The sequence below is a fragment of the Campylobacter sp. 2018MI34 genome, assembly GCF_016598975.1.
GTDB lineage: Bacteria > Campylobacterota > Campylobacteria > Campylobacterales > Campylobacteraceae > Campylobacter_D.
Genome location: NZ_JAENKS010000012.1, coordinates 16,614 through 42,424 on the forward strand (window position 1 = coordinate 16,614; position 25,811 = coordinate 42,424).

Annotated in this window: 23 protein-coding genes and 1 pseudogene; 11 read left to right on the forward strand and 13 right to left on the reverse strand. The window is 29.1% G+C overall.

Annotation, left to right across the window (positions count from 1 at the left end; all coding sequences use genetic code 11):
* Window positions 1-4: 4 nt before the first annotated feature.
* From JG676_RS04555 to JG676_RS04565, 3 genes are all read right to left on the reverse strand, one after another.
* A complete protein-coding gene (locus tag JG676_RS04555) occupies window positions 5-454 on the reverse strand; it encodes a 23S rRNA (pseudouridine(1915)-N(3))-methyltransferase RlmH (protein ID WP_200217468.1) in 450 nt (149 codons plus the stop codon).
* Window position 455: 1 nt separating this feature from the next.
* A complete protein-coding gene (accD, locus tag JG676_RS04560) occupies window positions 456-1,298 on the reverse strand; it encodes an acetyl-CoA carboxylase, carboxyltransferase subunit beta (RefSeq protein ID WP_200217447.1) in 843 nt (280 codons plus the stop codon).
* A gap of 230 nt (window positions 1,299-1,528) precedes the next feature.
* Window positions 1,529-2,164, reverse strand: a complete 636-nt coding sequence (locus JG676_RS04565; RefSeq protein ID WP_200217448.1) for an NAD(P)H-binding protein — start codon at window positions 2,162-2,164, stop codon at window positions 1,529-1,531.
* Window positions 2,165-2,352: 188 nt separating this feature from the next.
* On the opposite strand from JG676_RS04565, the gene rrpB reads away from it, so the two are divergent.
* Window positions 2,353-2,685: a MarR family transcription factor RrpB gene (rrpB, locus tag JG676_RS04570; RefSeq protein WP_200170216.1), complete on the forward strand. Its 333-nt coding sequence runs from the start codon at window positions 2,353-2,355 to the stop codon at window positions 2,683-2,685.
* Between the two features lie 510 nt (window positions 2,686-3,195).
* On the opposite strand, the gene JG676_RS04575 is transcribed toward rrpB, so the two are convergent.
* From JG676_RS04575 to JG676_RS04605, 7 genes are all read right to left on the reverse strand, one after another.
* The gene (locus JG676_RS04575; protein WP_200217449.1) at window positions 3,196-4,386 is read right to left on the reverse strand and encodes a molybdopterin molybdotransferase MoeA; all 1,191 of its coding nucleotides are present in this window, start codon (window positions 4,384-4,386) and stop codon (window positions 3,196-3,198) included.
* A 176-nt stretch (window positions 4,387-4,562) separates the two neighbouring features.
* Window positions 4,563-5,006, reverse strand: a complete 444-nt coding sequence (locus JG676_RS04580; RefSeq protein ID WP_200170214.1) for a molybdenum cofactor biosynthesis protein MoaE — start codon at window positions 5,004-5,006, stop codon at window positions 4,563-4,565.
* Window positions 5,006-5,227, reverse strand: a complete 222-nt coding sequence (locus tag JG676_RS04585) for a MoaD/ThiS family protein (RefSeq protein WP_200170213.1) — start codon at window positions 5,225-5,227, stop codon at window positions 5,006-5,008. The genes JG676_RS04580 and JG676_RS04585 overlap by 1 nt, the downstream gene beginning before the upstream one ends.
* A 135-nt stretch (window positions 5,228-5,362) precedes the next feature.
* The gene (locus JG676_RS04590) at window positions 5,363-6,811 is read right to left on the reverse strand and encodes a hypothetical protein (RefSeq protein ID WP_200217450.1); all 1,449 of its coding nucleotides are present in this window, start codon (window positions 6,809-6,811) and stop codon (window positions 5,363-5,365) included.
* A complete protein-coding gene (locus JG676_RS04595; protein ID WP_200217451.1) occupies window positions 6,808-7,956 on the reverse strand; it encodes a DNA methyltransferase in 1,149 nt (382 codons plus the stop codon). Before JG676_RS04595 ends, JG676_RS04590 begins: the two co-directional genes overlap by 4 nt.
* Window positions 7,957-7,971: 15 nt before the next feature.
* On the reverse strand, window positions 7,972-9,024 hold the full coding sequence (locus JG676_RS04600) for a DNA adenine methylase (protein WP_373563803.1): 1,053 nt from the start codon (window positions 9,022-9,024) through the stop codon (window positions 7,972-7,974).
* Window positions 8,988-9,239 (reverse strand): helix-turn-helix transcriptional regulator, encoded by a 252-nt coding sequence (locus JG676_RS04605; RefSeq protein ID WP_200217452.1) that lies wholly within the window; start codon window positions 9,237-9,239, stop codon window positions 8,988-8,990. The genes JG676_RS04600 and JG676_RS04605 overlap by 37 nt, the downstream gene beginning before the upstream one ends.
* 1,605 nt (window positions 9,240-10,844) lie before the next feature.
* Between JG676_RS04605 and JG676_RS04610 the strand changes: the two are divergent.
* Window positions 10,845-12,773: pseudogene (locus JG676_RS04610) on the forward strand (autotransporter outer membrane beta-barrel domain-containing protein).
* A gap of 211 nt (window positions 12,774-12,984) precedes the next feature.
* On the opposite strand, the gene JG676_RS04615 reads toward JG676_RS04610, so the two are convergent.
* From JG676_RS04615 to JG676_RS04625, 3 genes are all read right to left on the reverse strand, one after another.
* On the reverse strand, window positions 12,985-13,125 hold the full coding sequence (locus JG676_RS04615; RefSeq protein WP_200217453.1) for a hypothetical protein: 141 nt from the start codon (window positions 13,123-13,125) through the stop codon (window positions 12,985-12,987).
* Window positions 13,126-13,194: 69 nt separating this feature from the next.
* Window positions 13,195-13,374, reverse strand: coding sequence for a YqaE/Pmp3 family membrane protein (locus tag JG676_RS04620; protein WP_200217454.1), 180 nt, complete (start codon window positions 13,372-13,374; stop codon window positions 13,195-13,197).
* A 152-nt stretch (window positions 13,375-13,526) separates the two neighbouring features.
* On the reverse strand, window positions 13,527-15,065 hold the full coding sequence (locus tag JG676_RS04625) for a multicopper oxidase family protein (RefSeq protein WP_200217455.1): 1,539 nt from the start codon (window positions 15,063-15,065) through the stop codon (window positions 13,527-13,529).
* A 100-nt stretch (window positions 15,066-15,165) separates the two neighbouring features.
* Here JG676_RS04625 and nspC point away from each other — a divergent pair, with 100 nt between their 5' ends.
* The 9 genes from nspC (at window position 15,166) to JG676_RS04680 (ending at window position 25,810) form a co-directional block, all read left to right on the forward strand.
* The gene (gene nspC, locus JG676_RS04630; protein WP_200217456.1) at window positions 15,166-16,314 is read left to right on the forward strand and encodes a carboxynorspermidine decarboxylase; all 1,149 of its coding nucleotides are present in this window, start codon (window positions 15,166-15,168) and stop codon (window positions 16,312-16,314) included.
* A gap of 297 nt (window positions 16,315-16,611) precedes the next feature.
* Window positions 16,612-17,295 carry a molecular chaperone gene (locus tag JG676_RS04635; protein ID WP_200217457.1) on the forward strand — a complete coding sequence of 228 codons (684 nt, stop codon included), beginning with the start codon at window positions 16,612-16,614 and terminating at the stop codon, window positions 17,293-17,295.
* Complete coding sequence (locus JG676_RS04640; protein ID WP_200170207.1) at window positions 17,282-17,473, forward strand: Tat pathway signal protein; 192 nt, start codon at window positions 17,282-17,284, stop codon at window positions 17,471-17,473. The genes JG676_RS04635 and JG676_RS04640 overlap by 14 nt, the downstream gene beginning before the upstream one ends.
* Window positions 17,473-20,277 (forward strand): formate dehydrogenase subunit alpha, encoded by a 2,805-nt coding sequence (locus JG676_RS04650; RefSeq protein ID WP_246801791.1) that lies wholly within the window; start codon window positions 17,473-17,475, stop codon window positions 20,275-20,277. The genes JG676_RS04640 and JG676_RS04650 overlap by 1 nt, the downstream gene beginning before the upstream one ends.
* On the forward strand, window positions 20,274-20,915 hold the full coding sequence (gene fdh3B, locus JG676_RS04655; RefSeq protein WP_200217459.1) for a formate dehydrogenase FDH3 subunit beta: 642 nt from the start codon (window positions 20,274-20,276) through the stop codon (window positions 20,913-20,915). The genes JG676_RS04650 and fdh3B overlap by 4 nt, the downstream gene beginning before the upstream one ends.
* A complete protein-coding gene (locus tag JG676_RS04660) occupies window positions 20,912-21,844 on the forward strand; it encodes a formate dehydrogenase subunit gamma (protein ID WP_200217460.1) in 933 nt (310 codons plus the stop codon). Before fdh3B ends, JG676_RS04660 begins: the two co-directional genes overlap by 4 nt.
* 48 nt (window positions 21,845-21,892) lie before the next feature.
* The gene (locus tag JG676_RS04665) at window positions 21,893-22,573 is read left to right on the forward strand and encodes a molecular chaperone (protein WP_200170204.1); all 681 of its coding nucleotides are present in this window, start codon (window positions 21,893-21,895) and stop codon (window positions 22,571-22,573) included.
* A 156-nt stretch (window positions 22,574-22,729) separates the two neighbouring features.
* Window positions 22,730-22,939, forward strand: a complete 210-nt coding sequence (locus tag JG676_RS04670) for a Tat pathway signal protein (RefSeq protein WP_200170203.1) — start codon at window positions 22,730-22,732, stop codon at window positions 22,937-22,939.
* Window positions 22,940-22,960: 21 nt separating this feature from the next.
* The gene (locus tag JG676_RS04680; RefSeq protein ID WP_246801792.1) at window positions 22,961-25,810 is read left to right on the forward strand and encodes a formate dehydrogenase subunit alpha; all 2,850 of its coding nucleotides are present in this window, start codon (window positions 22,961-22,963) and stop codon (window positions 25,808-25,810) included.
* The last annotated feature ends 1 nt before the right edge of the window (window position 25,811 follow it).

Consider the following 25,811-nt stretch of genomic DNA (forward strand, 5'->3'; position numbering starts at 1 on the left):
TTTCCTATTTATGATAAGGGTGGTTAAAGTTGATGCAAAAAGCTCTATAAATTTGTTCTAATAATAAAATTTTTACAAGTTGATGAGCCAAAGTAAAAGAGCTAAAACAAAGGCTAAAATCTAAAGTATTAATAAATTCTTTACGCAAGCCAAAAGCTCCACCTATAAAAAAACTAATTTCATTTTTATCTTTTAATAAATTAGCAAATTCTAAACTATTAAGCTTTTTACCTTTTTCATCTAATGCTATAGAAAAACCTTTTTTATAAGGTTCAAAAGCTTTTTCATAGCTTTTTTGAGCTTCTAAGGGACTAATATTTTGTGCAAGGGATATTTTTTGGCTAAAAAGATTAAATTCGTTAATTTGAGAATAATTAGAAATTAATTTAGTATATTTTTTTGTAAGTTCTTTAAGTTCGTCTTTTTTTTGTATGCAAATAATATTTACACGCAAACTATTTTCCACTTAAAAATTTTAAAACATCACTAAGATATTTTTTTTGCTCACTTCTTGGAACTATTGCATCTATAAGTCCGTGTTCAAGTAAAAACTCAGATTTTTGAAATCCTTCTGGAAGTTCAGCACCTATAGTTTGTTTTATAACTCTTGCACCAGCAAATCCTATTAAGGCACCAGGTTCAGCGATAATAATATCTCCAAGCCACGCAAATGAAGCAGAAACTCCACCCATTGTAGGGTCAGTTAAAACTGATATATAAGGAATTTTCTCTTTAGAAAGAAGCTTTAAAGCAGCACTTGTTTTACTCATTTGCATTAAAGAATAACTACTCTCTTGCATTCTAGCTCCGCCAGAAGCACAAACTATCACTAAAGGGCTTTTACTTACAATAGATCTTTGAACAGCGCGAACAATTTTTTCACCCTCAACAGATCCAAGACTACCACCCATAAAAGAAAAATCAAAAATAACAAGTTGTACTTTAAGAGCATTAATTAGACATTCTCCACTTATAACAGCACTTTTTCTTCCTGTTTTACTTTCGCTTTCGTTCAATCTTTTTTTATAAGATTTACTATCAACAAATTTTAAAGGATCGTTTGCTTCTAGATTTTGATCAAATTCGATAAAGCTTTGCTCATCGCATAAAAGCTCAATTCTTTCTTGGGGTGAAATTCTCATATGAAAATCGCATTTAGGGCAAACATTAAAACAAGTTTTAATTTCTTTATAATACATTAAAGCGTGACAATTTGGACATTTAATCCAATGTTCTGGCATTTCATTTGGACTAGGTTGTTTTTTTCTAATTCTTGAAAAAATATCTGCAAAATTCATTAAACACCCTTAAAAATTCTTAGAAATGGATTATATCAAATTATTCTTAGTGATTAATAATATTGTTATTAATAAGTGATTTATATAGGTTATTTCACTATAAATTCAAAACTCATGATTAAATGTTTTTGAATTTATAGCTTTAAAACAAAAAATCTAAATGTAAAATATTAAGATTTTAAAAAATTTAAAGTGATAGCGTATAAAATACCTTAAGATATTTAAGGCATTTACAATCCTATCACCCCAATGCGTGTATTTTTATAATTAGAATCAAGTACGATATCTATCATAGCGCTTGCATAATCATCATAGCCTATTTTACTTTCGTTATTGGCATTGACTTCAAATTGTTCACCTATTATTTTATAATGATGACTTTTTGGAAGTTCTGGGATAAAATCAGCAGCCGGTGAAACATATATCCACTTAAAACCTTGTTCATTGCGTAGAAAATCAAGAACTTCTGCGGCAGCTTTGGCTATACTTAAATACTCTTTAGGAAAAGTTGGAGTATCCATAAGTCTTATAGTATGACTTTTATCCATATACAAACTTCCAGCCCCACCCACAACAAATAATTTAGAATTACTTCCTTGTAAAATTTTACTTAAAAATTCTATATGTTTTTTGTGTAAATTTAAATTTTCCCATTCTCCAAAAGCATCAATAATTGCATCAAAATGAACTAAATCTTTAGCATTAAGCTCAAAAAGATCTTTTTGTATTATTTTAGCTTTAGAAGAAAATTCGCTCATTTTAGAACTATTACGCACAAAACAAGTAAGTTCTAAATTCCTTTCTAATGCTTCTTTTGCTATTGCTTTGCCTGCTTTACCGCTTGCACATAAAATTGCTATTTTCATAATCTATCCTTTAAAATGTTTTGATATAAAATAAGTATTAGAATTATAAATATACTTATATTAAAAAATCAAGTAGATATTATTTTATAATATAGTATATATTTTAGGAGTATTGTGTATTTTCAATATTTTTATTATATATTTTTTTAAAAAAAATATGTTATAATTTTTAAAAATTAAGGTTATAAATGAAAAAATATTATTCTCTTTGTCCAATTGAAACAACGCTTAATCTTATTGGAAATAAATGGAAAATTTTAATTATTAGAGATTTATTAGATGGAACTAAAAGATTTGGAGAGTTAAGAAAAAGTATTTCATCTACAAAAAATCAAAATATTTCTCAAAATGTTCTTACTCAAAATTTACGCGAACTTGAGGAAGCAAAACTTATAAAACGTAAAGTTTATGCAGAAGTTCCACCAAGAGTTGAGTACTCTCTTACGCCTTTGGGAAATAGTTTAGAATCTGTATTAAAAAGTCTTGAAATTTGGGGAAATGATTATAAAAATTTAACTTAATTGTAAAATTTGAAATATTTTATAAATAAATTATCTTTATATTTTAAATTAATATAATCACTTTTTGCAATCATAATTTTGCAAAAAGATAATTATAAATATAAAATTAATTTTACTTCAAAGCTTATAAAAAACAAAGAACTTATTTTTTGTTTTATTTTAGATTTATAATTTTACTTCACATAAATTTCAAATCAACAAAAACATTACAAAATAAATATATCCAATCTATTTTTATATTTTGATTTTTAATTAAGAAAGGGATTTGATTTTTTTTGATAACATTTTTTCGATTTTTGGTTAAAAGGAGAAAAATGGCTATAACTTTAGTAGTTAAAAGGGCCAGTCTGTATATGTTTATGATGGAAATAAAACGTTATATACTAAAAGTGGTGAATTAGTTGGCTTTACAAGCTCAAGTGTAAATATAAAAAAGAGCTCGTATATATACACTTACGATGAAAAAGGAATACAAATATCTTGCACTTCTGCAAGGTGATTTATGCCTTTTTAAGGCATAAAAACAATATTCACTAAGCTTTCATTTTCTAAAATTTCGCATTCTTTTGGTGCTATCATAAGTGCGGCTTTATTGTTAAGATTATTTATAATTGCACTAGATCCTTCTTTTTTACCTTCTAAATTTACCAAAATGCGTCCATTTTTAAATTCTACATTGCAAGCTACAAATTCTAAATGCGAAGTTTTTTTCTTATAAATACCTTGTAAAAAAGCCTTGCAAATATAATCCTTTGGTTGAAGTAGCCAAGTATTTAAAATTTCTCTTGCGTAAAGATTAAACATTACCATAGCCGAATAAGGAAAACCAGGTAGAGCAATAATAAATTTTTCATTCATTTTGGCTATTTTGATATGACGTCCTGGCTTTATGTCTGCTTTATTAATAATAAGTTCATATTCTTGAATAGCTTTTTTTAAAAAATCAAAATCTCCCATAGAAACTCCACCTGTAGTTACTAGGATATCACAGCTTTGCAAAGCACTTTTAAGGGTAGAAAAAGTAGCTTTTTCATCATCTTTTAAAAGAGGAAAAACTCTTGTATCGCAATTTAATTTTTTGGCTAAATTTGCTATGGCTATATGATTTGATGATCTAATTTGAGCAGGATTTTCTAAAGCTTCTCCTAGATCTTTAATTTCGCTTCCACTGCTTAAAATACCTACAATAGGTTTTATAAATACGCTAATATGAAAAAAACCAAGTTCAGCTAAAAGTGCTATTTCGCTATAATTTAGTTTAGTTCCTTTTTTTAATAAAATTTCATCTTTTTTATAATTTTCTCCAATTTCTCTAACAGCAAAACCTTTAGAAACTTTTTTTTCTATATAAAGTGTGTTATTTTCTATGCGTATATTTTCAATAGGCACCAAAGTATCACTTCCTTCACTCATAAGCGATCCGGTAAATGTTTTAACACAAGTGCCGTTTAAAACTTTAAATTCAGGCATTTTTCCTGCAGGAGTAATGCCTAAAATTTTTAAAGGTTTCTCTTGATCTTCAAATTTAATTGCATAACCATCCATAGCTGATGTTAAAAATTCAGGTTGATTTTTATCTGCTTTGATATCAGTTGCTAAAATACGCCCTAAGCACTCTGTAAGAGCTATCTTTTCAACCTTTTCATAGGTTTTAATATGAGAGTGTAGAATTTTTAAACTCTCTTCATAAGACATTAACATAAATTATCCTTAATACCAATCTAAATAAATCTAATAGCATATTTATAATGTTTTTATATAAATTAATTTTTTAAACCCTAATAAATGATTATTTTTAAAGTCTTTATCAATACATTTTAAAATTTATTATTAAATTTAAAGCAATTGTGATTTTATATCAATTTTTTAGCTCTAAATCATTTTAAAAGTCCAGCACCTTGTAGTTTGCTTGATCTATCTTTTGCATAAATTCTTTTTCCATTAATTACATCATATTTCCAAATAGGAGCATTTGCTTTAAAATCTTCTACAAAATCATTAATAAGCTTAAGTCCTAGTTTTCTCTGCTTACTTAAAATTCCTGCAAAATACGAACTTTCTCCTATTTTAACATCGCCAATAGAATGTGCAAACATAAACTTTATAGTTTCATTTTGAAATTTTTCTTGCCAAGAATTAAACCAAGTTTTAAGCAAAGGTTCATAAATATCAAAACTCAAAGCTTCTATATTGTTATCATCTCTTACTATGCCACAAAAAGTAAGCAAAGCACCACAATTTTGTTTGATGCTAAATTCATACCATTTTGCATAAATTTCAGGGATATTTAAAGCTCCTTGAGTGAGTATAAAATTTTGCATCAACCACCACCTACAGGAGGCAAAAGTGAAATTTTATCTCCTGAGTTTAAAACTTGATTTTCATCAAAAATGATTTTATCATTTAAAGCAACCGCACAAAGTCCAAGCCATTCTTTTAGACTCTCATCTTGTTTTAAAATTTCTTTTAATTCTTTAAGATTATGCACTTTAAGTTCTATACTTTCTTTATTAATAGGTCCTAAAAATTCTATTTTAACCATATTTACTCCGTTTTTATTCTGTATGATACTAAAATATTTTTAATATCAATCTTTATAAGATTAAATTTTAAACTTAAAAATTGATTTATATATTTTATTGAAATTTGCGATATTATGTAGTAAACTCACCTAAAATTAACTTGACTTATTTAATCCATAATATGCACGCAAATGAAAAATTGCTTCTTCAAAAATTTTTGGAGAGTGTGTTTGTAAAATTGTCTTACCATTTTTTGTTAGAACAAAGCCTATTTTTGGTATATCATTAAAATTTATCTTAGAAAAACTCAAATTTGATATTTCGTCAATTTCTCCACCAAATAATACAACTGTTCTTATAATTTCATAATCTTTATAATGCTTTTTGATGTATAAATTTTCAAAAGCATCATAGTTTTTTAGCTCGTCTATACCGCATTGAACCTTTATGAATTTTTTGCCTTCAATATTTATTATCTGTTTCCTATCAAAGTCTTCCAATACCAAATCGGGTATAAAAATTCTTGCATTTTCATTACCATTTTTGTATTCATCTCTATTTTCATATTTTTCAACAGTCAAATTTTCATTATTTTGAGTTATAAAATAACCTCTTTCGCAACCTGCGTGATTTTCATATATAGCTCTTGCTCTTGTAAATTCCTCTACAACTAAATGCAAAAATATTGTAGCTATTTTTTCGCCTTGCGTTTCATGGTGCCAATAACTATCATTGTTTTGTATTGCTGGCAAATCAATGTTTTCTAGCGAAATACCAAGCAAATTTGCTATTGAAACAAACTTGTTACTTCTACCAACTTGATTTTGTGAAAGATTGTGCGAAGTTATTTCTATTTTGCCTATATAACCTAAAGCTCTAAGTGTAGCTGATATTAAACTTAAAGCACCTATATTAGGGTCGTGAGACAATGAGCCACCTTTTTCCAATCTACCTGAAATTGTGATTTTATTTTCTAATTTTCTAATTAGAATAGGTATATTACCTCTTGGTGGTAGCTTCATAGAATTTTTAAAATCTATGAGTTCATCAATACTAACAAATGGCGATATTGCATAATCATCTAATGATTTTCCTAAAATTTGAACACCAAGTGTTGCTAAGCATTTTGAGCCAAATATGTTTGTATGTGTTGGATTTTTATCTTGCCCTATCCTTATAGAATAGAGCATTATTTTTTTAATATCTTTGTAATATAAATCAATAAACACAAACTTAGAAGCCCTTTGAAAAATACCTGTATTTCTACTCTCACAATCGCTCGTTTTTGTTTCCTCAATAGCATAAAGCGGTATATCTTGTAAGGGATTAGGTATATTATCTTGGTAAAAAATTAAAAAATCCGTAAAGCTAGAATTTCCAGATACTATAAATAAAAACACATTTCTTATAACAGCAGAATGAACTCCTAATATTTTATATCTAAAGCTGAAATCTCCATTTATATTTAAAATAGGCACAATAAATAGATTTTGTTCTACAAAAAAAGAAATTCCATTATCATCAGCAAATTTCTTAATTATGTTAAACAATACATCTCGTTTTGGTCTTTCTTCTGTTAGTATCCATAAATTACTACTTTTCACGCTTTTTCCTTTCTGAAAACCATAATATATTGATGAATTTGATTTGCAACGAATGTAAATGGATAGCCGTAAGGATATAGATTTACATTTAAATCTGCCCAAATTTTGGTTCCTAAATATTTAAGGTTTTTTAGAGAATTTAATTCATTTATCACATCTGCGTGAAGTAAATTTGCGTTTTCTTTGTTTGGTTGCATATCTTTTATAAAAACAACAATATGACCTTTTTCTTTCAAAAATTTTAAACTATCTTTTACACTTTCCTTAAAATTCAATATAAAATTATCCCAATCCATATTTCCTAAATCCACTTCTATATTCGTAAAGGGTGTCGGGGAAGTATCCTTGCCTTTTTTCATAGCTTCGCCAGTTTTATTTTTAGCCATCATATCGCCATAAGGCGGGTCAATCAATATTAATGAAGCTTTATTATTATTAAAAATTTTATTTATCTGTTTTTCATCTTTTAAAATTTTTAAACTATCTCCACAAATAAATATTTGCTCTTTTAAATTAAGATATTTATTTGCTTCTTGATATGCGTTGATATATTTTTGGTTCAAATCAATTCCAACAGCTTTTCTATTGCATAGACTAGCTCCAAGCAATGTTCCGCCCACACCTGCAAAAAAATCAAAAACAAGTTCATTTTCTTTTGTAAAAAACTTAATTATATCTCTCATTAACTGTGGTGGTTTTGGCGACGGGTGTATTTTTCTTATGTGATAGGCATAACTATCATAGCCATTTGTTAAATATTTTGTTGAGATTACTGAATTTAAGAAATAAGTCCATTCGCTACCACTAAGGTCGTTTAATTTATTTTGTAAGCTATATTTTTTACCATTGCTTGTTATAACTACATTTTTACTTTCGCCTAGAACATAGGCTTTTTCTATATCATCTTTTACCCAACTTGGGAGCGTCTTGATTTGCTCTTTGCTTAGTGCTTCTATTGCTCTATATTTTATTTTTGTTTCATTATTTTTTTTAATTCTATTTTTGTTTTGATATTCTTTTATTTTTGTCGCAACAACATCTTTTACTGATTTCTCAATTTCATTTAGAATTTCATTGCAATTTTCAATCTTTTTCTTTTTTAAAAGATTTGTAATAAATTTTTCATCTATGTAGTTGTAAAACATCTTATACCCTTATGTCTATTTTTCGATGTAAAAAAGCAATTCATTGACATCATTTTTTGCTTCTTTATTGCTTTTATATCGTCTATATGGTATTTTTTCGCACTTATAAGTTGTCTCTTTGCCATATTTTTTTAATATATTCTCTATATCTATCTCACTTATAATGCCCTCACTGTTATAGCTTAATATTATGTGTTTAAAGTCGGCTCTACTAACTAAATTATCCAGCTCCAATCCAGCTTTTGCTTTTATACAAAAATTGGATTTTAAACTCGTATAATCTCGCACACCCGTAACGCCACTTATTTTAGGATAATCATATCTAGCAATAGTTTCTAAAATGTGATAATTCGGTGCGTATTGTCTTGAATTGTAGGGAGGGTCTATGTATAGGACATCGCCACTTATTTTATCTATTAAGGAATTACTATTTTCGTTAAAACATAAATTGTTTGTTTTTTTGTAAAAATCTATATTTAATAAAGACAGCGTTAATGGTTTTAGACTACGCTTATCCCAAATTTTAAGATATGCACCATAAGTTCCTGCTGTGTTTGAAACCAATGAAACAGCTTCAATAAGTGAAGCAAGTAAATAATAATATTCGCCTTGATTTATTATTTCATCTTTTAAAAATTGCTCTATTGATTGTCTAATATAATCAATTTTTAAAGCATTTTCAACGCTAAAATATGACCTTTGACAATTTTCATTTGGCGAATAATTTTCATAAATAAACGGCCTATCCAAAAAATTGTAAGAGCTAGTTTTCTCATTAAAGTAGTCAATGGGGTGGTCATTAAAATAAGCTATAAATTTTGAAAATTTTGGCTCTTCATATAATTGCAAGTAAGCCTTTTGTAATATGAAAGAAAAATATAATATATCGTTTGATATTAAATTGTAGCTTTTTTTAAAATATTTGCCAACACTAGCAGTTCCTGCAAAAATATCACATAAGGTCTGTGTGTTTTTTGGAATAAAATTAGATATTTTGTCTAACAAAAGTATTTTTGAACCTATATATCTCATTAAATACCACTCTTGCTTTTTATTCCTTGTTTCCACTCTCTAACAACCTGAATTATATCATCATCTTTTAGTTGCGATAACATATCAAACACTGCTTTCATAGCGATAGGCTCATTTGTTTCTCTAAGCCACTCTATATAGGTTCGCTCTGATATACCTAGTCTATTTGCCATCTCTCTTTTAGTAATATTTTTTAACTCTTTTGCTTCAATTAGTTTATGAATTTTATGAATTATTTGTGATAGTTTCATATTTTTCCTTTTCTAGTGTGAGATCATACATTATAAATTATAAAAAATATATAAAATTTTAAATTTATTACATTTATATGTAGATATTTTAGCTTTATTTAACATATATGTATAATAATATTATTATAAAATAAATAATATACATTAAAATAACATAAAATGGCACAACATTTCTTACTATCATTAAGTGCTAGAAAGTTGTCACTTCTAAAAATAGCTAAAATGAGTGATGATAAAGCGTTAGGGATATTTTCAAATATTAGGTGGTATAACAGCAATCCTATTGTCCGTATTGTGGTAATATGGATAAAATTTATCTTATCACTACAGAAATGAGCATAAATGCAATGAGTGTCAAAAGAGATTTAGCGTAACAAGTGGCACTTTATTTCACGTTCTAAACTACCACTTCAAACGCTATTATCAGCTATCGTGCTATTTGTAAATGCTGTTAAGGGCATCTCACACTTCAATTAAGTCGTGATTTAATGTGTAGTATAAAACAGCGTTTGTATTACTTCGTAAACTTCGTGAAAGTCTATTGATTATCAAAGTGATGAGCCATTTAGTGGTGTTTGTGAGATAGACGGAGCATATGTGAGCAACTACATAAGACCAAAGAATAACATATATAATAGGATAGATATAGTGAAAGGTTTTAAGCCAAATAAGTGAGTGGTCATCTCACTTCGCTAAAGAGATGAACTAGACAGTGGGGCTAGTAAGAGTAGAGTATTTGTGCTAAAAAGTGAAAATGCTTTTGACATAAACAACATAGTTCGTAAGCATATCTTGCGTGGAAGTGAAGTGCATATCGATGAAAATGTAGGTATAGCGATTTATCGGCTTATTATGACCGTAAAGTAGTAAATCACGCAGTAGAGTATATGGGAAGTGGTGGCAAATAATAATTAACAGAGAGTTATAATGCTAGATTTAGAAGGCCACAAGGACAATGCCATAGATTAAGCTTTTATATCTTTCAAACTACGCAAATGAGATAAGTTATGAGAGGATACTAGACGGCCTGATAACGGCATTATATTTAAAGATATTTTGGCAAATGCCTTGATAAACCTATCTCAAATGAGTTTTGCGGATACTATCAAGGCAATCATAGAGTAAGCGAAAGGTTAGGTATCTAGATAATCTCATAGGTATGAAAATCTTGTTTTATTATGTTTCTTTGTTTTAGTTTGTTTAGTGTATAGTGGATATTCTGTCTAAATTTAGCAATAAAATAACAATCGGCAGTAGATAAAATAAATAATCACTTATTTTATCTACTATACTAGGCTTGTTTTTAGACATTCCAAGATTTTATTAGTTAGTTCACCACGCTTAAAATATGAAATAGCCCTAATGCTTTTGCTTTTGATTTCATTTAGCTTAAAATTTGGCTCAAATATTAGCGGTCTTGCTTATAGTTTCAACTCATTTGCGAGTTTTTTAGCTCTTTTGATGGGTGATTTGCCCTTGAAGATTTGAATTTTTGGTTGTGAGAGTTGAAATGATATGGGATCGTGGCATTTATATTCCTTACAAAAGAATCCAGTTAATATAAATAATCTTAATGCTAGCGCTAAAAAAGTTTAAGCTAATGATATTATATTTCATTTTACAAAACCTTCGACGATTAATGCAGATTTTAGTGTGGTAGGCGCAACAGAAGATACTCCAGTAAATGATGAAGAAGTGGGTTCAGTTATAGGTATAGGAGGAGGTGGTGCTTCTTTGGCCAATCAAATTAATACAGGTTCTTTAACTATCAATGGAAATTTTAATGCTTTGAAAACTTTGATTTTATCCAATGTAGAAAATGCTTTTAGGGTAAATGGAACAGCTACTATTAAAAATTCAAATTTTGGTATTTTAAGAACAAATTATAGCGAGCTTGAAGCAAATGATTTTGTCTTAATAAGAGCAAAAGAATTTAATAGTGATATTTTGGATAAGAGTGCTAATAATGCGACTGGAGCTGTTTTATTTAAAGATTTAAACTCTTATTTAAGTACCAATAATGAAATTTTAAAGGATAAAAACAAATATAAAGATATTCTTCATACTGGCTACACTATAGATATTTCAGCTCCGGATAATTCTTTTGGATCTCTTGTTGATTATAAATTTGATATTAAAAATTGTAGTGGTGATAAATGTTTGGTTATTAATGGAGGAGCAAATGCTAATGCTAAAAATCTTCTTACTCAATTAAAAGTAGATATAGTTGCTTTAGATGCATTATTGGCTGAACTAGATACAAGTGCTCAAGGTTATGAGTTGGCAAAAGCAGATCTTGAAAATCAAAAAAGCGAAATTCAAAAACTCATTAACGAGGCAAATAAAAATGGTGGCAAGATAGATGATGATAAATATTTACAAACCATAGCTCCAAATTTAGCAGGAAATGATAAAAATGCGGTTTTAGTTTTAAGGGATACGGCTGTTTTATTGGGAGAAATAGAGGCTGATTTAGCCAGTAGAGAGGGTGTTGAATTAGCACTAAATATTAAAAAAGATACAGATAATACAGGAAAAAATATATCTAATCTCAACTCAGCTTCTAATGCAACTAATACCACCATAAACGTATCCAATGATGTAGCTATTACTCAAAGAATAGCAATGCTTAATAATCCTTATGGAAATTATGCTTTAAAAATGAGCAATCTAAAATTTGCCGCTTTAGAAAGTGATATGAGACCAAATTATATAAATGATTATGCTAATAGCGTATGAGCAAATGCTTTTGGTGGAGCTAATATTATAGATGGCGATAGTGCGGCTTTATATGGTGCTACTATAGGTGCTGATAAACAAGCAAAAGATAATGTTTTATTAGGGACTTATTTTACCTATGCAAAATCAACCATTAAAGATAAACTTTTAGAACAAAAAAGTGATAATTTTCAATTAGGTTTTTATTCTATAATCAATTTAAATCCTAAAACAGAGTTAAATTTAAGAGCTTATGGGCAAATTTCACCTACCAATCAAAATAATGTTTTAGTTGATGGAGCTTATAAGGCTGATTATACAAGTAAATTCTTTGGACTTAGTGCAAGTTTGGGTCATATATTTGATTTTAGCGATAATACTTTATTTATTAAGCCTTTTGCGGGTATAAATTATTATTATAACTATACTCCATCTTATACAGATAAAGGACTTGTTTCTAAAAATATTGATTCTATGAGCAATAATTCTTTTTCTCTTGAAATAGGAGCTGAATTTAGAAAATATATGAATGAAAGTTCTTATCTTTTTATCACTCCAAAAATAGAGCAATTTATTATTAATAATGGAGATGATTATGTGGCAAATCTAGCTGTAAATAACGCTTTTTTTACAAGTGTAAAAGCAAATGATAATAAAAAAACTTACGCTCAAGTAGTATTAGGTAGTAATTTAAACATCAATGAAAGATTAAGTTTTAATGCTGGAGTTGGTGCTAAACAAATATTAAATGGTAAAGTAGACAATAAAAATGAAACTTATATAAGCGGACAAGTAGGACTTAAGTATAAGTTTTGATTGTTTGCTTGATTGATTAAATTTTTCTAATAGAGTTTATTCTATTAGAAAAATTCTTTTATTGCAAATATTTATTTTAGTTGAGTAAAGGATTACTATTTCCTGAGCCTTGGGTTTTATATTTTTTAACTACTATGCCTTTTTTGTTAAATTCAAAAACAGTGCTTCCATCATTTATCAAATCCAGGTAAAGAAGTGATTCTAGTAAAATCTAATACCATATTTCTTTATTGTCTATATTTGTTTTTCTTATAGGATAGCCTATAATTTTTTCTACATCTTCTTGTGTGCTTTTTCCTATAATAATAGTATCTAATTTATTTTGATTAACTTCTAACCTTTTTGATAGCAAGCACTTAAAATAAAACCTAAAAAAATCCATAAAATATATTTAATAAAAATTCCTTTTATTGTTTATTTTTTAAGGCTTTTGAGATTTTTTGTTTAACTTTGTATTGATTAAGAGCATAGACAGCCCAAACCATAGTAGGTACCAACCAATAAGAGTGATTTGCAAAATAAGACAAATTAAAGCAGCAAAGGGTTTTTTAATAGTTAAAAAACCAAGCCAAGGTAAAATAAAACAAATTATTAATCTCATATATTTATCCTTTGTTAAAATTATGAAATTTCTACTATACCCCCCCCATAAAAATAAGCTTAAGTATAATTTTAAAGATTAGATTTTTGTAGAGTTTTGATAAAAAATGTAGATTAAAATTATTTTATTTCAATACCAAAAGGTATTGAAATTTATTTTTGTATTTCTAAGATACCCATCATACCCAAATCTTCGTGTTCTAAAATATGACAATGATACATTCTAATACCTTCATAATTTTGTACCATTCTAAGTCTTAATTCTTCATTTGGACGCACATTAATGGTATCTCTTAAGGCTCTAAAATTTGCTTTTGTGGTTTTGTCATTTAATTTAGAGCTTATAAGTTCAAATTGTGTTCCGTGTATATGAAAAGGATGATCCATATGAGATTTATTTATAACAATCCAATCTTCTACTTCATTTAATTTTGATTTAAGATCAATGCGTTTCATATCAAAAACTTTTCCATTAAGTAAAAACATAGAAGCAAGAGATTTTTTTATTTCATCTTCACTTTTTTTATCTATACCGTGCATTTGCATATGATCTTCACTCATAATAACTTCTTTAAATTCTTTAGGTTCTTTTTGTTTTTCGAATTTTTTTAAAGTTGAAGGGATATTGTTAGGATTTTTTTCTATTTTAATATCTGCTAAAAATAAATTTTTAGGTTCTTCTTTTATGAGCATTTTATCCCTATCGTAATAAAGACTTTTTAATTTAAACTCACCAAATTTATCAGCTTTTATTAAAACTTCAACCCTAGAAGCAGGAGATAAAAATAATTCTTCTTGTTCTATAGGTTTTTCTATAAGCCCTCCATCTGTGCCAACAAGAATAAATTTTGCATTTTGAATTTTTAAATTTAAATATCTTGCTGAGCAAAAATTATAAATACGTATCCTTTCTGCATTGATTGTAATTTTTGGTTTTAATTGTCCATTGATTAAAACGATTTCTCCTTCTCTACCATTGAGCCAATCATTTAAATTATTTTCAGGAATTTGAGCTTTATCATCTAAGCGTAAATCACTAATAACTAAATCTTTTTCTTCTAAATGAGATAAAGCATCTTTTTTAGCTTTTACTACAAAAGCTCCAGCTAAACCCATAAAAACTTGTTTAGCTGTAATATAGTGAGGATGTGGATGATACCAATAAGTTCCTGCACAATTTTGCGGTAAAGTAAAGCGGTAAATTCTTTCTCTTCCTGCTAAAATAGGATTATGAGGATTACCATCTTGATCAGGTGGCACTGGAAGTCCGTGCCAATGGATCGTAGTTGGCTCTTTGAGTTTGTTTTTAACTAAAATTTCTATAGTATCTCCTTCATAAACTTCTATTTTAGGCCCAGGAATAAGATCATTATAAGTGTAAAATTTGGTTTTAAAACCCTTAATAATTTCTAATTGACTTTCTTTAATTTCTATAGTGGCTCTAAAAAAATTTTTTTCTTTGCTTTCATTTTTTAGAAGTTTTAAAGAGTTTAAATTTTGATGGGCTGGGAATTTTTCTTCATCTATTAAATTTACTTTTTTGCTTAATTTTATAAAACTTGTATCTATATTTGAAGAATGTATTGAATTCATAGAATGCATATTATGCATATTATGAGAATTTGCAGCATAAGCTATACTTGCACTAGCACCTGTTAAAATATTAAATTTTAAAAATTGTCTTCTATCCATTTTTATCCTTTTTGTTTGGTTTTTTCATTATATTATTTAAAATTTAAATGTTAGTAAATGTTAAAATACACATTGTGAAATATTTTTTTAAGGTAATAAAATGTTTGATTTTGATGTAAAAACTCCAGCTTATATTTTAGAAGAAGAGAAATTGCGTAAAAATTGTGAGTTATTAGCTTTTGTAGCAAAAGAAAGTGAAGTAAAAATTTTATTAGCTTTAAAAGGTTTTGCTTTTTCAGGAGCTTTAAAGATAGTAGGAGAATATTTACAAGGTTGCACTTGTAGCGGACTTTGGGAAGCTAAATTTGCTAAAGAATATATGGATAAAGAAATTCATACTTATTCTCCTGCTTTTAAAGAAGATGAAATAAAAGAAATTTCAGATTTATCTCATCATATAGTATTTAATTCTTTATATCAGTTTGAAAAATTTAAAAATTTATGCTTTAAAAATTCCTTAGGACTTCGTTGTAATTTAGAATTTTCTTTAGCACCAAAAGAGCTTTATAATCCTTGTGGAAGATATTCAAGACTTGGAATTTTAAGTAAAGATTTAGAAAATGCAAATTTAAGCGACGTAAAAGGACTCCATTTTCACGCTTTATGCGAGGAAAGTGCTGATGCTTTAGAAGCTGTTTTAAAAGTATTTGAAACAAAATTTGGCAAATGGATTAAGAAAATGCAATGGATTAATTTTGGAGGAGGGCATCATATAACCAAAAAAGGTTATGATGTACAAAAGTTAATTAGGCTTTGTAAGGAATTTAGTGATAAATATGGAGTGCAAGTATATCTTGAACCTGGCGAGGCAGTTGGTTGGCAATGTGGTATTTTGCTAGCAAGTGTAATTGATATAGTAGAAAATGAGAAAAAAATAGCCATTTTAGATGTTTCAAGTGAAGCTCATATGCCAGATACTATTATTATGCCTTATACAAGTGAGGTTTTAAATGCAAGAATTTTAGCAACAAGAGAAAATGAAAAGATTTCAAATTTGCAAAAAGGAGAATTTGCTTATCTTTTAACAGGCAATACTTGTTTGGCTGGAGATGTGATGGGAGAATATGCTTTTAAAAAAGAATTAAAGCGAGGAGATAAAATAGTATTTTTGGATCAAATTCATTATTCTATAGTTAAAAATACTACTTTTAATGGAGTAATACTTCCTAATTTAATGCTTGCAAATAAACAAAATAAACTTCAAATGGTGAGAGAATTTTCTTATGAAGACTATGCTAGAAGGAATTAATATTATTCCAAAATAGCATAAAATAATTTATATTAATCAATTTTTATATATTTTCATTGAGATTTTATATAAGATGTTTATAGCAATTATTTATATTATACGATATCTATATTTTAGTTATTTGAGTAAATTTTTACCCTTAATTTTTTTTATAAAATTCAGTTTTTTTTAAAACAAATCATACTAAGATAAATCTTACATAAAATAAGGTAAAATCGAATATTAAGCTATATTTGCATAATAAAAACTTATTTTATTTTCTAAATTTTTAACAAAGAATTTTATCTAGGATTTTGTATGGATTTAGAGAAATTAAGATTAGCTAGAAGTCTTTATTATCAGTGCTTTGGAGAGCTTTTTGTATTTTCTTTTTCTAAGCAACGATTAGCTTTTTTAAATGATTATCTAAAGATGATGAAAGAAACTTCATTTGATGAAAATTTAATTAATAGTTTTGATATTTTGATTGAAAATTCTAAAACAAAATTAAATTTATTTTTTAATGAATACGAAAATCTTTTTTTGTCTCTTAAAAATTCTATTCCTATAACTTTTTCTTATATTGAGGAAGGTTTTGAAAACTCAAGAGCACTTATTTGTGTTAGAGAAATTCTTATAAAAAGCAAAATAAGACGTAATGAAAAATTCTTCAAAGAAAGTGAAGATCATATAGGATTTTGCTTTTTTTTAATGAGTGAGTTTTTAAAACAAGAAGAAAATATTTTGGCAAAAGAATTATTTGAAAAAGTTATTAATCAAAGTATTGATGAGTTTATTATTTTAATTTTAGAAAATGAAGAAGCAAAGCTTTATAAAGAAGTAGCTTATATCTTAAGTGCTTTTATAGAATTTGAAAGATCTTGTTTTGGACTTGGCAAAAATACAAGAAATACTACTAAAAAAGTACAAAATGATTTATCTAGATCTGAATTCTTAAGAAGAGAGGTAAATAAAAAAAGGAGGTTGGGTGAAAAATCGTAGAGAATTTCTTAAACGATCAGTATTAGCTTTAGGTAGTGCTGGGTTGTTATCTGGTGCAAGTTTAGCTTTGGCTAAAGATGAAGATCGCAAAGATTTAATCAAAGGTAAAAGCAAAAAAAAAGAAGTGCTTTTTCAAAGAAGTGCTAATTGGGAAAATTATTATATAAAGGCTGAGTGATGTCAAGTATGAATGCAAGCATTAAACTTAATCGTCGTAATTTTTTAAAAATGGCTGCACTTTCTTCTTTAGCAACACCTCTTTTAGCAAGAAGTGAAAACATTAGAGAGGCAAATGATAGCGAAATTAAAGAAGCTTATGAGGGAAGTAAAAAAGTAAAAACAATTTGTACAGCTTGTTCTGTTGGTTGTGGCATTATTGCAGAAGTACAAAATGGTGTTTGGGTACGTCAAGAAATTGCCCAAGATCATCCTATAAGTTTAGGCGGACACTGCTGCAAAGGTTCTGATATGATCGATATGGTGCGTTCTCATGTACGTTTAAAATATCCTATGAAAAAAGAAAATGGAGAGTGGAAACGCATTTCATACGAACAAGCTTTAAGTGAAATTGGAGAAAAGCTAGCTACTTATCGCAAAGAAAATCCTGAAAGTGTTATGTTTTTAGGTTCTGCAAAGCTTAATAATGAACAAGCTTATTATATAAGAAAATTTGCAGCATTTTTTGGAACAAATAATGTAGATCATCAAGCTAGAATTTGACACAGCGCAACAGTCGCCGGTGTGGCGAATACATTTGGTTATGGCGCTATGACAAACCATCTTGGAGACATTCAAAGAAGTAAATGTATTATTATTATTGGAGCAAATCCAGCGGTAAATCACCCAGTAGGCTTTAGGCATTTTTTAAAGGCAAAAGAAAAAGGTGCTAAACTTATAGTTGTAGATCCTAGATTTACAAAAAGTGCAGCTAAGGCAGATATTTATGCAAGAATTCGTCCAGGAACAGATATTGCCTTTATGTATGGAATGTTAAAAATTATTTTTGATGAAGGTTTAGAAGATACAAAATATATTGATGAAAGAGTTTTTGGTATAGATAAAATTCGCGAAGAAGCTGCAAAATGGACAGCTGAGGAAGTAGAAAATGTTACAGGAATTCCAAAAGAACTTTTAATAAAAATTACCTATGAAGTCGCTAAAAACAAACCAACTACGCTTATTTGGGCTATGGGTTTAACCCAGCATACAGTAGGAACTTCAAATACACGTTTAGCGCCTATTGTGCAAATGGTGCTTGGAAATATAGGCAAATTTGGTGGTGGAGTTAATATCTTGCGCGGACACGATAATGTTCAAGGTGCTTCAGATATGGCGTGTTTGAGTGAAAATTTACCAGGTTATTATCCTTTAAATGAAGCAACTTGGAGATATTACGCTAAAATTTGGGGTGTAGATTATGAATGGCTTTTAGGGAATTTTGTAAGTAAAGATTGGATGCATAAAACAGGACTTTCACTTGCTAGATGGTGGGCGGCAGCTTTAAATGGAAAAGATGGAAATGATGCTATTGATAATGCTGGAACACCTTTAAAAGCTTTAGTAGTTATGGGAAATGGTATTACTTCGACCGCACAACAAGCTAAAGTTAAAGAAGGTTTGGAAGCTTTAGAACTTTTAGTTTTGGCAGATCCTTTTGTAAATGAAGCAGGAATCATTGCAGAAAGAAAAGATGGAATTTATCTTTTACCTGCAGCAACGCAGTTTGAAACAAGTGGAAGTGTAACTGCAACAAATCGTAGCGGACAATGGAGATTTAAGGTTGTAGATCCACTTTATGAAAGTATGGAAGATCAAGAAATTTTATTTGAGCTTGCTAAAAAATTAGGTTTTTATGAAGACTTTACTAAAACTTTACGTGATGAAAAAGGTGAAATTGTTTGGCCTGAAAATGCTACAAAAGAAATTGCAAAAGCAGTTAGAAGTATAGGACTTAATGGTTGGAGCCCTCAAAGACTTAAAAAACATACTTTATATTGGGATAAATTTGATGAGGTAACTTTAGAAGGAAAAGATGAAGTTGCGGGTGAATATTACGGACTTCCTTGGCCTTGCTGGAGCGATAAACATCCAGGTTCTCCTGTACTTTATAATACTGATATCGAAGTGGCAAAAGGCGGTATGGGTTTTAGAAATAATTTTGGGCTTGAATATGAAGGTGAAAGTTTATTAGCTAAAAATGCACCTTTAAATTCACCTATTAATGTAGGATATCCGCAAATCACTAAAGATAATATAGAAAAAGTTTTAGGCATTACTTTAAGTGCAGAAGAAAAAGAAAAAATGGGATCAACTTGGTCTTATGATGATAGTGATATTATTGCGACTAAATGTATAGAAAAAGGTATTGTTCCTTATGGAAATGCTAAAGCTAGAGCTATTGTTTGGACTTTTAAAGATAAAATTCCACTTCACCGCGAACCACTTCATTCTCCAAGAAATGATTTAGTGCAAAAATATCCTAGTTTTGAAGATCAAAAAGCACTTTATCGCGTGGATACTAAATTTATTTCTGTGCAACAAGCAAAAGATTATTCTAAAGAATTCCCGCTTAATCTTGTTACTGCAAGGCTTGTAAATTTAAATGGTGCGGGTATGGAAAATAGAGCGTCTATGTATCTAACACGCTTAACTCCTGAAATGTTTTGCGAGATTAATCCTGAGTTAGCAAAAGAGCAAGATATTAAAGCAGGGGATATGATTTGGGTTCATTCTCCAGAGGGAACTAAAATTCATGTTAGAGTAAAGGTTAATCCAGGCGTAGCAAAAGATATGATTTTCTTACCTTTTCATTTTACGGGTGTAATGCAAGGTGTGGATTTAACTCACAATTTCCCTAAAGGAACTAAACCTTATGCAAGTGGAGAAAGTGCAAATACTGTAACAAATTATGGTTATGATATTATGTGTCAGATTCCAGAGACTAAAGGCGGGCTTTGTAGAATCAGTAAGGATGGAAAATGAGTAAAATAAATTTTGCAAATTTAGAAAAAGAACGTTTAAAATTCTTTTGTGATAATGAGCGTTGTATCGATTGTAATGGCTGTGCGGTAGCTTGTGATGAAGCGCATGAACTTCCTATTCATATTCGCCGTCGTCGTGTAATCACCTTAAATGAAGGAATTCAAGGAAAAGAAGTTTCAACTTCTATTTCTTGTATGCATTGTGATGATGCTCCTTGTTCTATTGTTTGCCCTGTTGATTGTTTTTATATTCGTGCTGATGGTATTGTTTTGCATGATAAAGAGATTTGTATAGGTTGTGGATATTGTCTTTATGCTTGTCCTTTTGGTGCACCTCAGTTTCCTAGACATGGAGTTTTTAATGTCAAAGGTGAAATGGATAAATGTACTATGTGTGCAGGAGGTCCTGAAAAGACTAATTCAGAAAAAGAAAGAGAACTTTATGGGCAAAATCGTATTGCAGAAGGTAAAGTGCCTATGTGTGCAGCAGTTTGCTCCACTAATGCTTTACTCGTTGGCGAAAGCTCTAAAATAGAAGAAATTTATCACAATAGACTTACAAATAGAAATTATGGTATTTTAAATCCTTCAGAAAGTATAGAATGGAAAATTGCTTATACTGGAAAGGAACGTTTATGATAAAAGTATTAATAGCACTTTTAACAAGTTTTGTAAGTTTATTTGCCTATGGCAATCAAAGAATGGGACAAGATACTCAAATTTGGGATTTTCATCGTATCACAAATATCCCAAATTATGATAATTTTGGCAAACTTTGGACAACCTTACAAGGTGAATATATAGCCACTATAGCTTTAATTGCTGTAATTGCAGTATTAGCTGCTTTTGCTTTACATTATATGATAATAGGACCTAAACAATTCTCTCACGATGGAAAGAAAATTTATGCTTTTACTTTATTTGAAAGAATTTTTCATTTTATAGCAGCAATTTCTTGGGTTATTTTAGTTCCAACAGGATTTATTATGATGTTTGGATCTTATTTTGGAGGAGGAGTTTTTGTAAGGGTTTGTAAAAATTTACACGCTTTTGCAACAATTTTATTTATCATTTCTATTATCCCTATGTTTTTATGCTGGATTAAAAGAATGCTTCCTGCAAGTTATGATATTAGATGGATGATGATAGTTGGAGGTTATTTAAGTAAAGTAAAACGTCCAGTACCTGCAGGTAAATTTAATTTTGGTCAAAAGTCTTGGTATTATATTGCTGTATTTGGTGGATTTTTGATGATAATTACAGGTGGATTTATGTATTTTCTTGATTTTAATTCTATAGCAATTCAAAATCTTTTTGGTTTAACTCAAATTGAACTTTTAAGAATTTCAGCCATTATTCATAATTTCTTGGGAATAGTATGTGCAGTATTTTTTGGAGTACATATTTATATGGCTGTTTTTGCTATAAAAGGAAGTATCCATTCTATGATTAATGGTTATAAAGAAGAAGAAGAAGTTTATATACTCCATTCTTACTGGTATAAAGAATTAAGCAATAAAAAACAGATTGAACCTACTTTCTCTTATGATTCTAGTGTGAAAATTTGATGTGTTTTTATTATGCTATAATTTCCTAAAATTAGTTTAGGAAATTATATGCAAGAACAAATTCAAATTACAAGAAAATATTTTTATGAATTTTTTTCTTTAGCTTTTGATTTTATAGATGAAGAAAAATTTAATATTTTTATAACGCAGGCAAAATTTTTAAGTCAAATTCCTTTAGAAGATAAGCTTACTAAAGATTTTGAGATTATTTTAACTTATGATTTAAAAACTTTTTTACAGGAACAAAATGCAGTATTTTTTGATTTTTCTTATGTAAATGTTCCTACTACAGCTTCGTTTTATGATGAAGGAAGAGATGATGGTAGAAAAAAACTCCAAGCTTGTGCAATTTTGCGTAAAAGTCCTTATAGAAAAGATGAAAAATCATCACAAAGTGAAGATGAATTTGGTTTTATTTTCGCTTTAATGCCTTACTTGATTGATTTTGATAAAGAACTAGCAAAAGAATTTTTTGAAAAAATTTTAAATTCAGTAATTGATGAATTTATTGAAAAATTAAAAATTCATAAAAATTCTAATTTTTTTATCCATTTTGGAAATATTATGGAGGTGTTTTTTAAATTTGAGAGAAGTATTTTAAATTTAGAAAAACCTAAAAAAACAACTTCTAAAAGCATAGCCGATATTGCCTTAGAGCGTTTACCTTATGAATCAAAACTTCCAACTCAATTTAGTAAAATTAATATTGATGAGTTAAGCAAACTTTAAACTCTATAATTGCCCTTTATTTTATTGATAATTTACGCTTTTAATTTTTTTTTATATTTAATTATGTAGAATTTGAATAAATTTGAGTATATTTATCGATATATAGAGTATTTAAAAATATTCAAAATTTACTTAAAATTATAAAAAGGGGAGTATATGAATGGAAATTCATCAAGGCGTAATTTTCTTCGTAAGTCTTTAAAAGTAGGAGCAACTGCTTTAGTTGTTTCAAGTGTAGCAAAAGCAGCAACACAAACAGAACTTTTAGATAAAGAAAAGAATGTTATATTTGGCAAAAGCAATAAAAATGAAGTTCTTTATCAAGAAACAGCTCATTGGGAAGCTTATTATAAAGCAGCTTATTAAAAAACTAAAGAAAGGAATAAAATGGTATTAGCTAGAAGGAATTTTTTAAAATTTGCAGCTATATCTTCTTTGGCAACTAGTGCTTTTGGTGTAGAAAATAAAAATTTACGTCAAGCTAGCAAAGAAGAAATTGCAAATCCTTATCCTAACTCAAAAATAGTTCGAACAATTTGCACCATTTGTAGTGCGGGTTGTGGGATAAAAGCCGAAGTTCAAGATGGTGTTTGGGTGCGTCAAGAAAATGCTGTAGAACATCCTATTTCTCAAGGTTCTCATTGTTGTAAAGGGATTGATCAAATTGATCTTACCAAATCAAAACAACGTATTAAATATCCTATGAAAAAAGAAAATGGTAAATGGATTCGTTTAAGTTGGGAACAAGCTATTAATGAAATAGGCGATAAGATGCTTGATATCCGTAATGAAAGTGGACCTGATAGTGTTATGTTTTTAGGTTCTGCTAAATTTAATAATCAACAAGCTTATTATTTTAGAAAATTTGCAGCTTTTTGGGGAACAAATAATATAGATCATGTAGCTAGAATTTGACATAGTGCAACAGTTGCCGGTGTGGCAAATACATGGGGTTATGGTGCTATGACAAATCATTTTGGCGATGTTTGTAAAAATTCAAAAATGATGATTATTTTTGGAGCCAATACTGCGGTTGCAAATCCTATAGGTTTTAAACATTTACTTCGTGCAAAAGATCGAAATAATGCAAAATTAGTTGTAGTAGATCCTGTTTATACAAAAACTGCTGTTCATGCAGATGAATACGTAAGAATTCGCCCAGGGACAGATATAGCTTTAGTCTATGGTATGCTTCATCTTATCTTTAAAAATGGTTGGGAAGATAAAGAATTTATCAAAACACGTTCTTATGGTGTTGATGAAATCAAAGAAGAAGCTGCAAAATGGACTCCTGAAGAAGTTGAAAATGTCACAGGTGTTCCAGCAGCTCAACTTGAAAAAATTACTCAAATGCTAGCAACAATTAAACCTGCTACACTTTTTTGGGCTTTAGGTATTACTCAGCATTCTGTTGGTAGTTCAAATACGCGTGTTTTAGCGATTTTACAACTTGTTTTAGGCAATGTGGGTAAAGAAGGAGCTGGAACAAATATTATTCGCGGACACGATAATGTTCAAGGCGCTACTGATATGGGTTGTCTAGCTGATACCTTACCAGCTTATTATGGTTTAGGTAATGATGCTTGGGAGCATTTTTGTAATGTTTGGGGAGTGGATATGGAATATATGAAAAGTCGTTTTGCACCCCCAAGTGATGGTAAAAATTGGATGAATGAGAAAGGATTTTCTCTTGCTAAATGGTGGCAAGGCGTTAAAGGTGTTATACCTTATGGGAATGATAAAGTCGTTTCAAATTCAAACATACGTGTTCTTTGGGTTCAAGGCACGGGAATTACTTCTATGGCACATACGGTTAAAATTCAAGAAGCTCTTAAAAAACTTGATATGATAGTTATTGCTGAACCTTTTGTTAATGAGGTAGCGGTTTTAGCTGATCGTCCAGATGGAATTTATATTATTCCAGCTTCAACTCAATTTGAAAGTGAAGGTTATGTAACAGCTACAAATCGTGCTATGCAATGGCGTTCTCAAGTTGTAAAACCAATATATGAAAGTAAAGAAGATCAAGAAATTATGTTTGCTTTTGCTAAGAAATTCGGTTTTTATGATGAATATACACGCGGAATGAAAATGCAAGTGTTAGATTATGAATTAAAACAGGTGAAAACAGATAATGAATCTTTTGTTTGGCCTGATGATGCAACAACTGAGATGAGTAATGGACTTTTAAGCATAGGGTTACGTGGAATTTCAGCAGAGCGTTTAAGAAAGCATCAACAAAATTGGGAAAATTTCGATCCTGATACTCAAGAAGGTTTAAGTGGAGAAGTTAAGGGTGAATATTACGGACTTCCTTGGCCTTGTTGGGATCAAGAACATCCTGGAACTGCTATTTTATGGAATAAAGATATTCCTTATGCGCGTGGAGGTATGGGATTTAGAAATCGTTTTGGATTAGAACATAATGGAGTAAGTCAGCTTGCAGATGATTCTATAAGCTTAAAAGATTGTAAGATCAAAGGTGGATATCCGCAAATCACTAAAGATAACATAGAAAAAGTATTTAATATTAAGCTTAGTAATGAAGAAAAAGCTAAAATGGGATCTAGTTGGAGTACTGATATTTCAGGTATTATCTTGGAAAAATGTCGTCAATTAGGAGCTTGTTGTTTGGGAAATGCTAGAGCTAGAGCTATAGTTTGGGAATTTGCTGATCCTATTCCTAAACATAGAGAACCTATCCATTCTCCTCGTTGGGATCTAGTGCAAAAATATCCTACTTGGGACGATCAAGAAAAACCAAATTTCCGTGTCACCACTGCTTTTAAAAGCGAACAACAAAGAAAGGATTGGAGTAAAGAATTTCCTATTATTGTTTCTAGTATGCGACTTGTTAATCTTAGTGGTGCAGGTATGCTAGAAAGAACAAGTAAATATTTAGCAGCTATTACTCCTGAAATGTTTGCAAATGTTCATCCTGAACTTGCCTTAAAGTATGGTATAAAAAATGGAGATATGATGTGGATACATTCTCCTCAAGGAACAAAAATAAAAGTAAAATGTGTTCATAATCTTTCAGTAACTCCAGACAGAATTTGTATGCCTTATAACTTTGCGGGGATATTACAAGGAGTAGATTTAAGTCACAATTATCCAGAAGGGACAAAACCTTATACTATAGGTGAGAGTTCAAATACTATTACAAACTATGGTTTTGATATTAATACGCAAATTTCTGAATTTAATGCAGGTCTTTGCAGGATAGAAAAGGCATAAA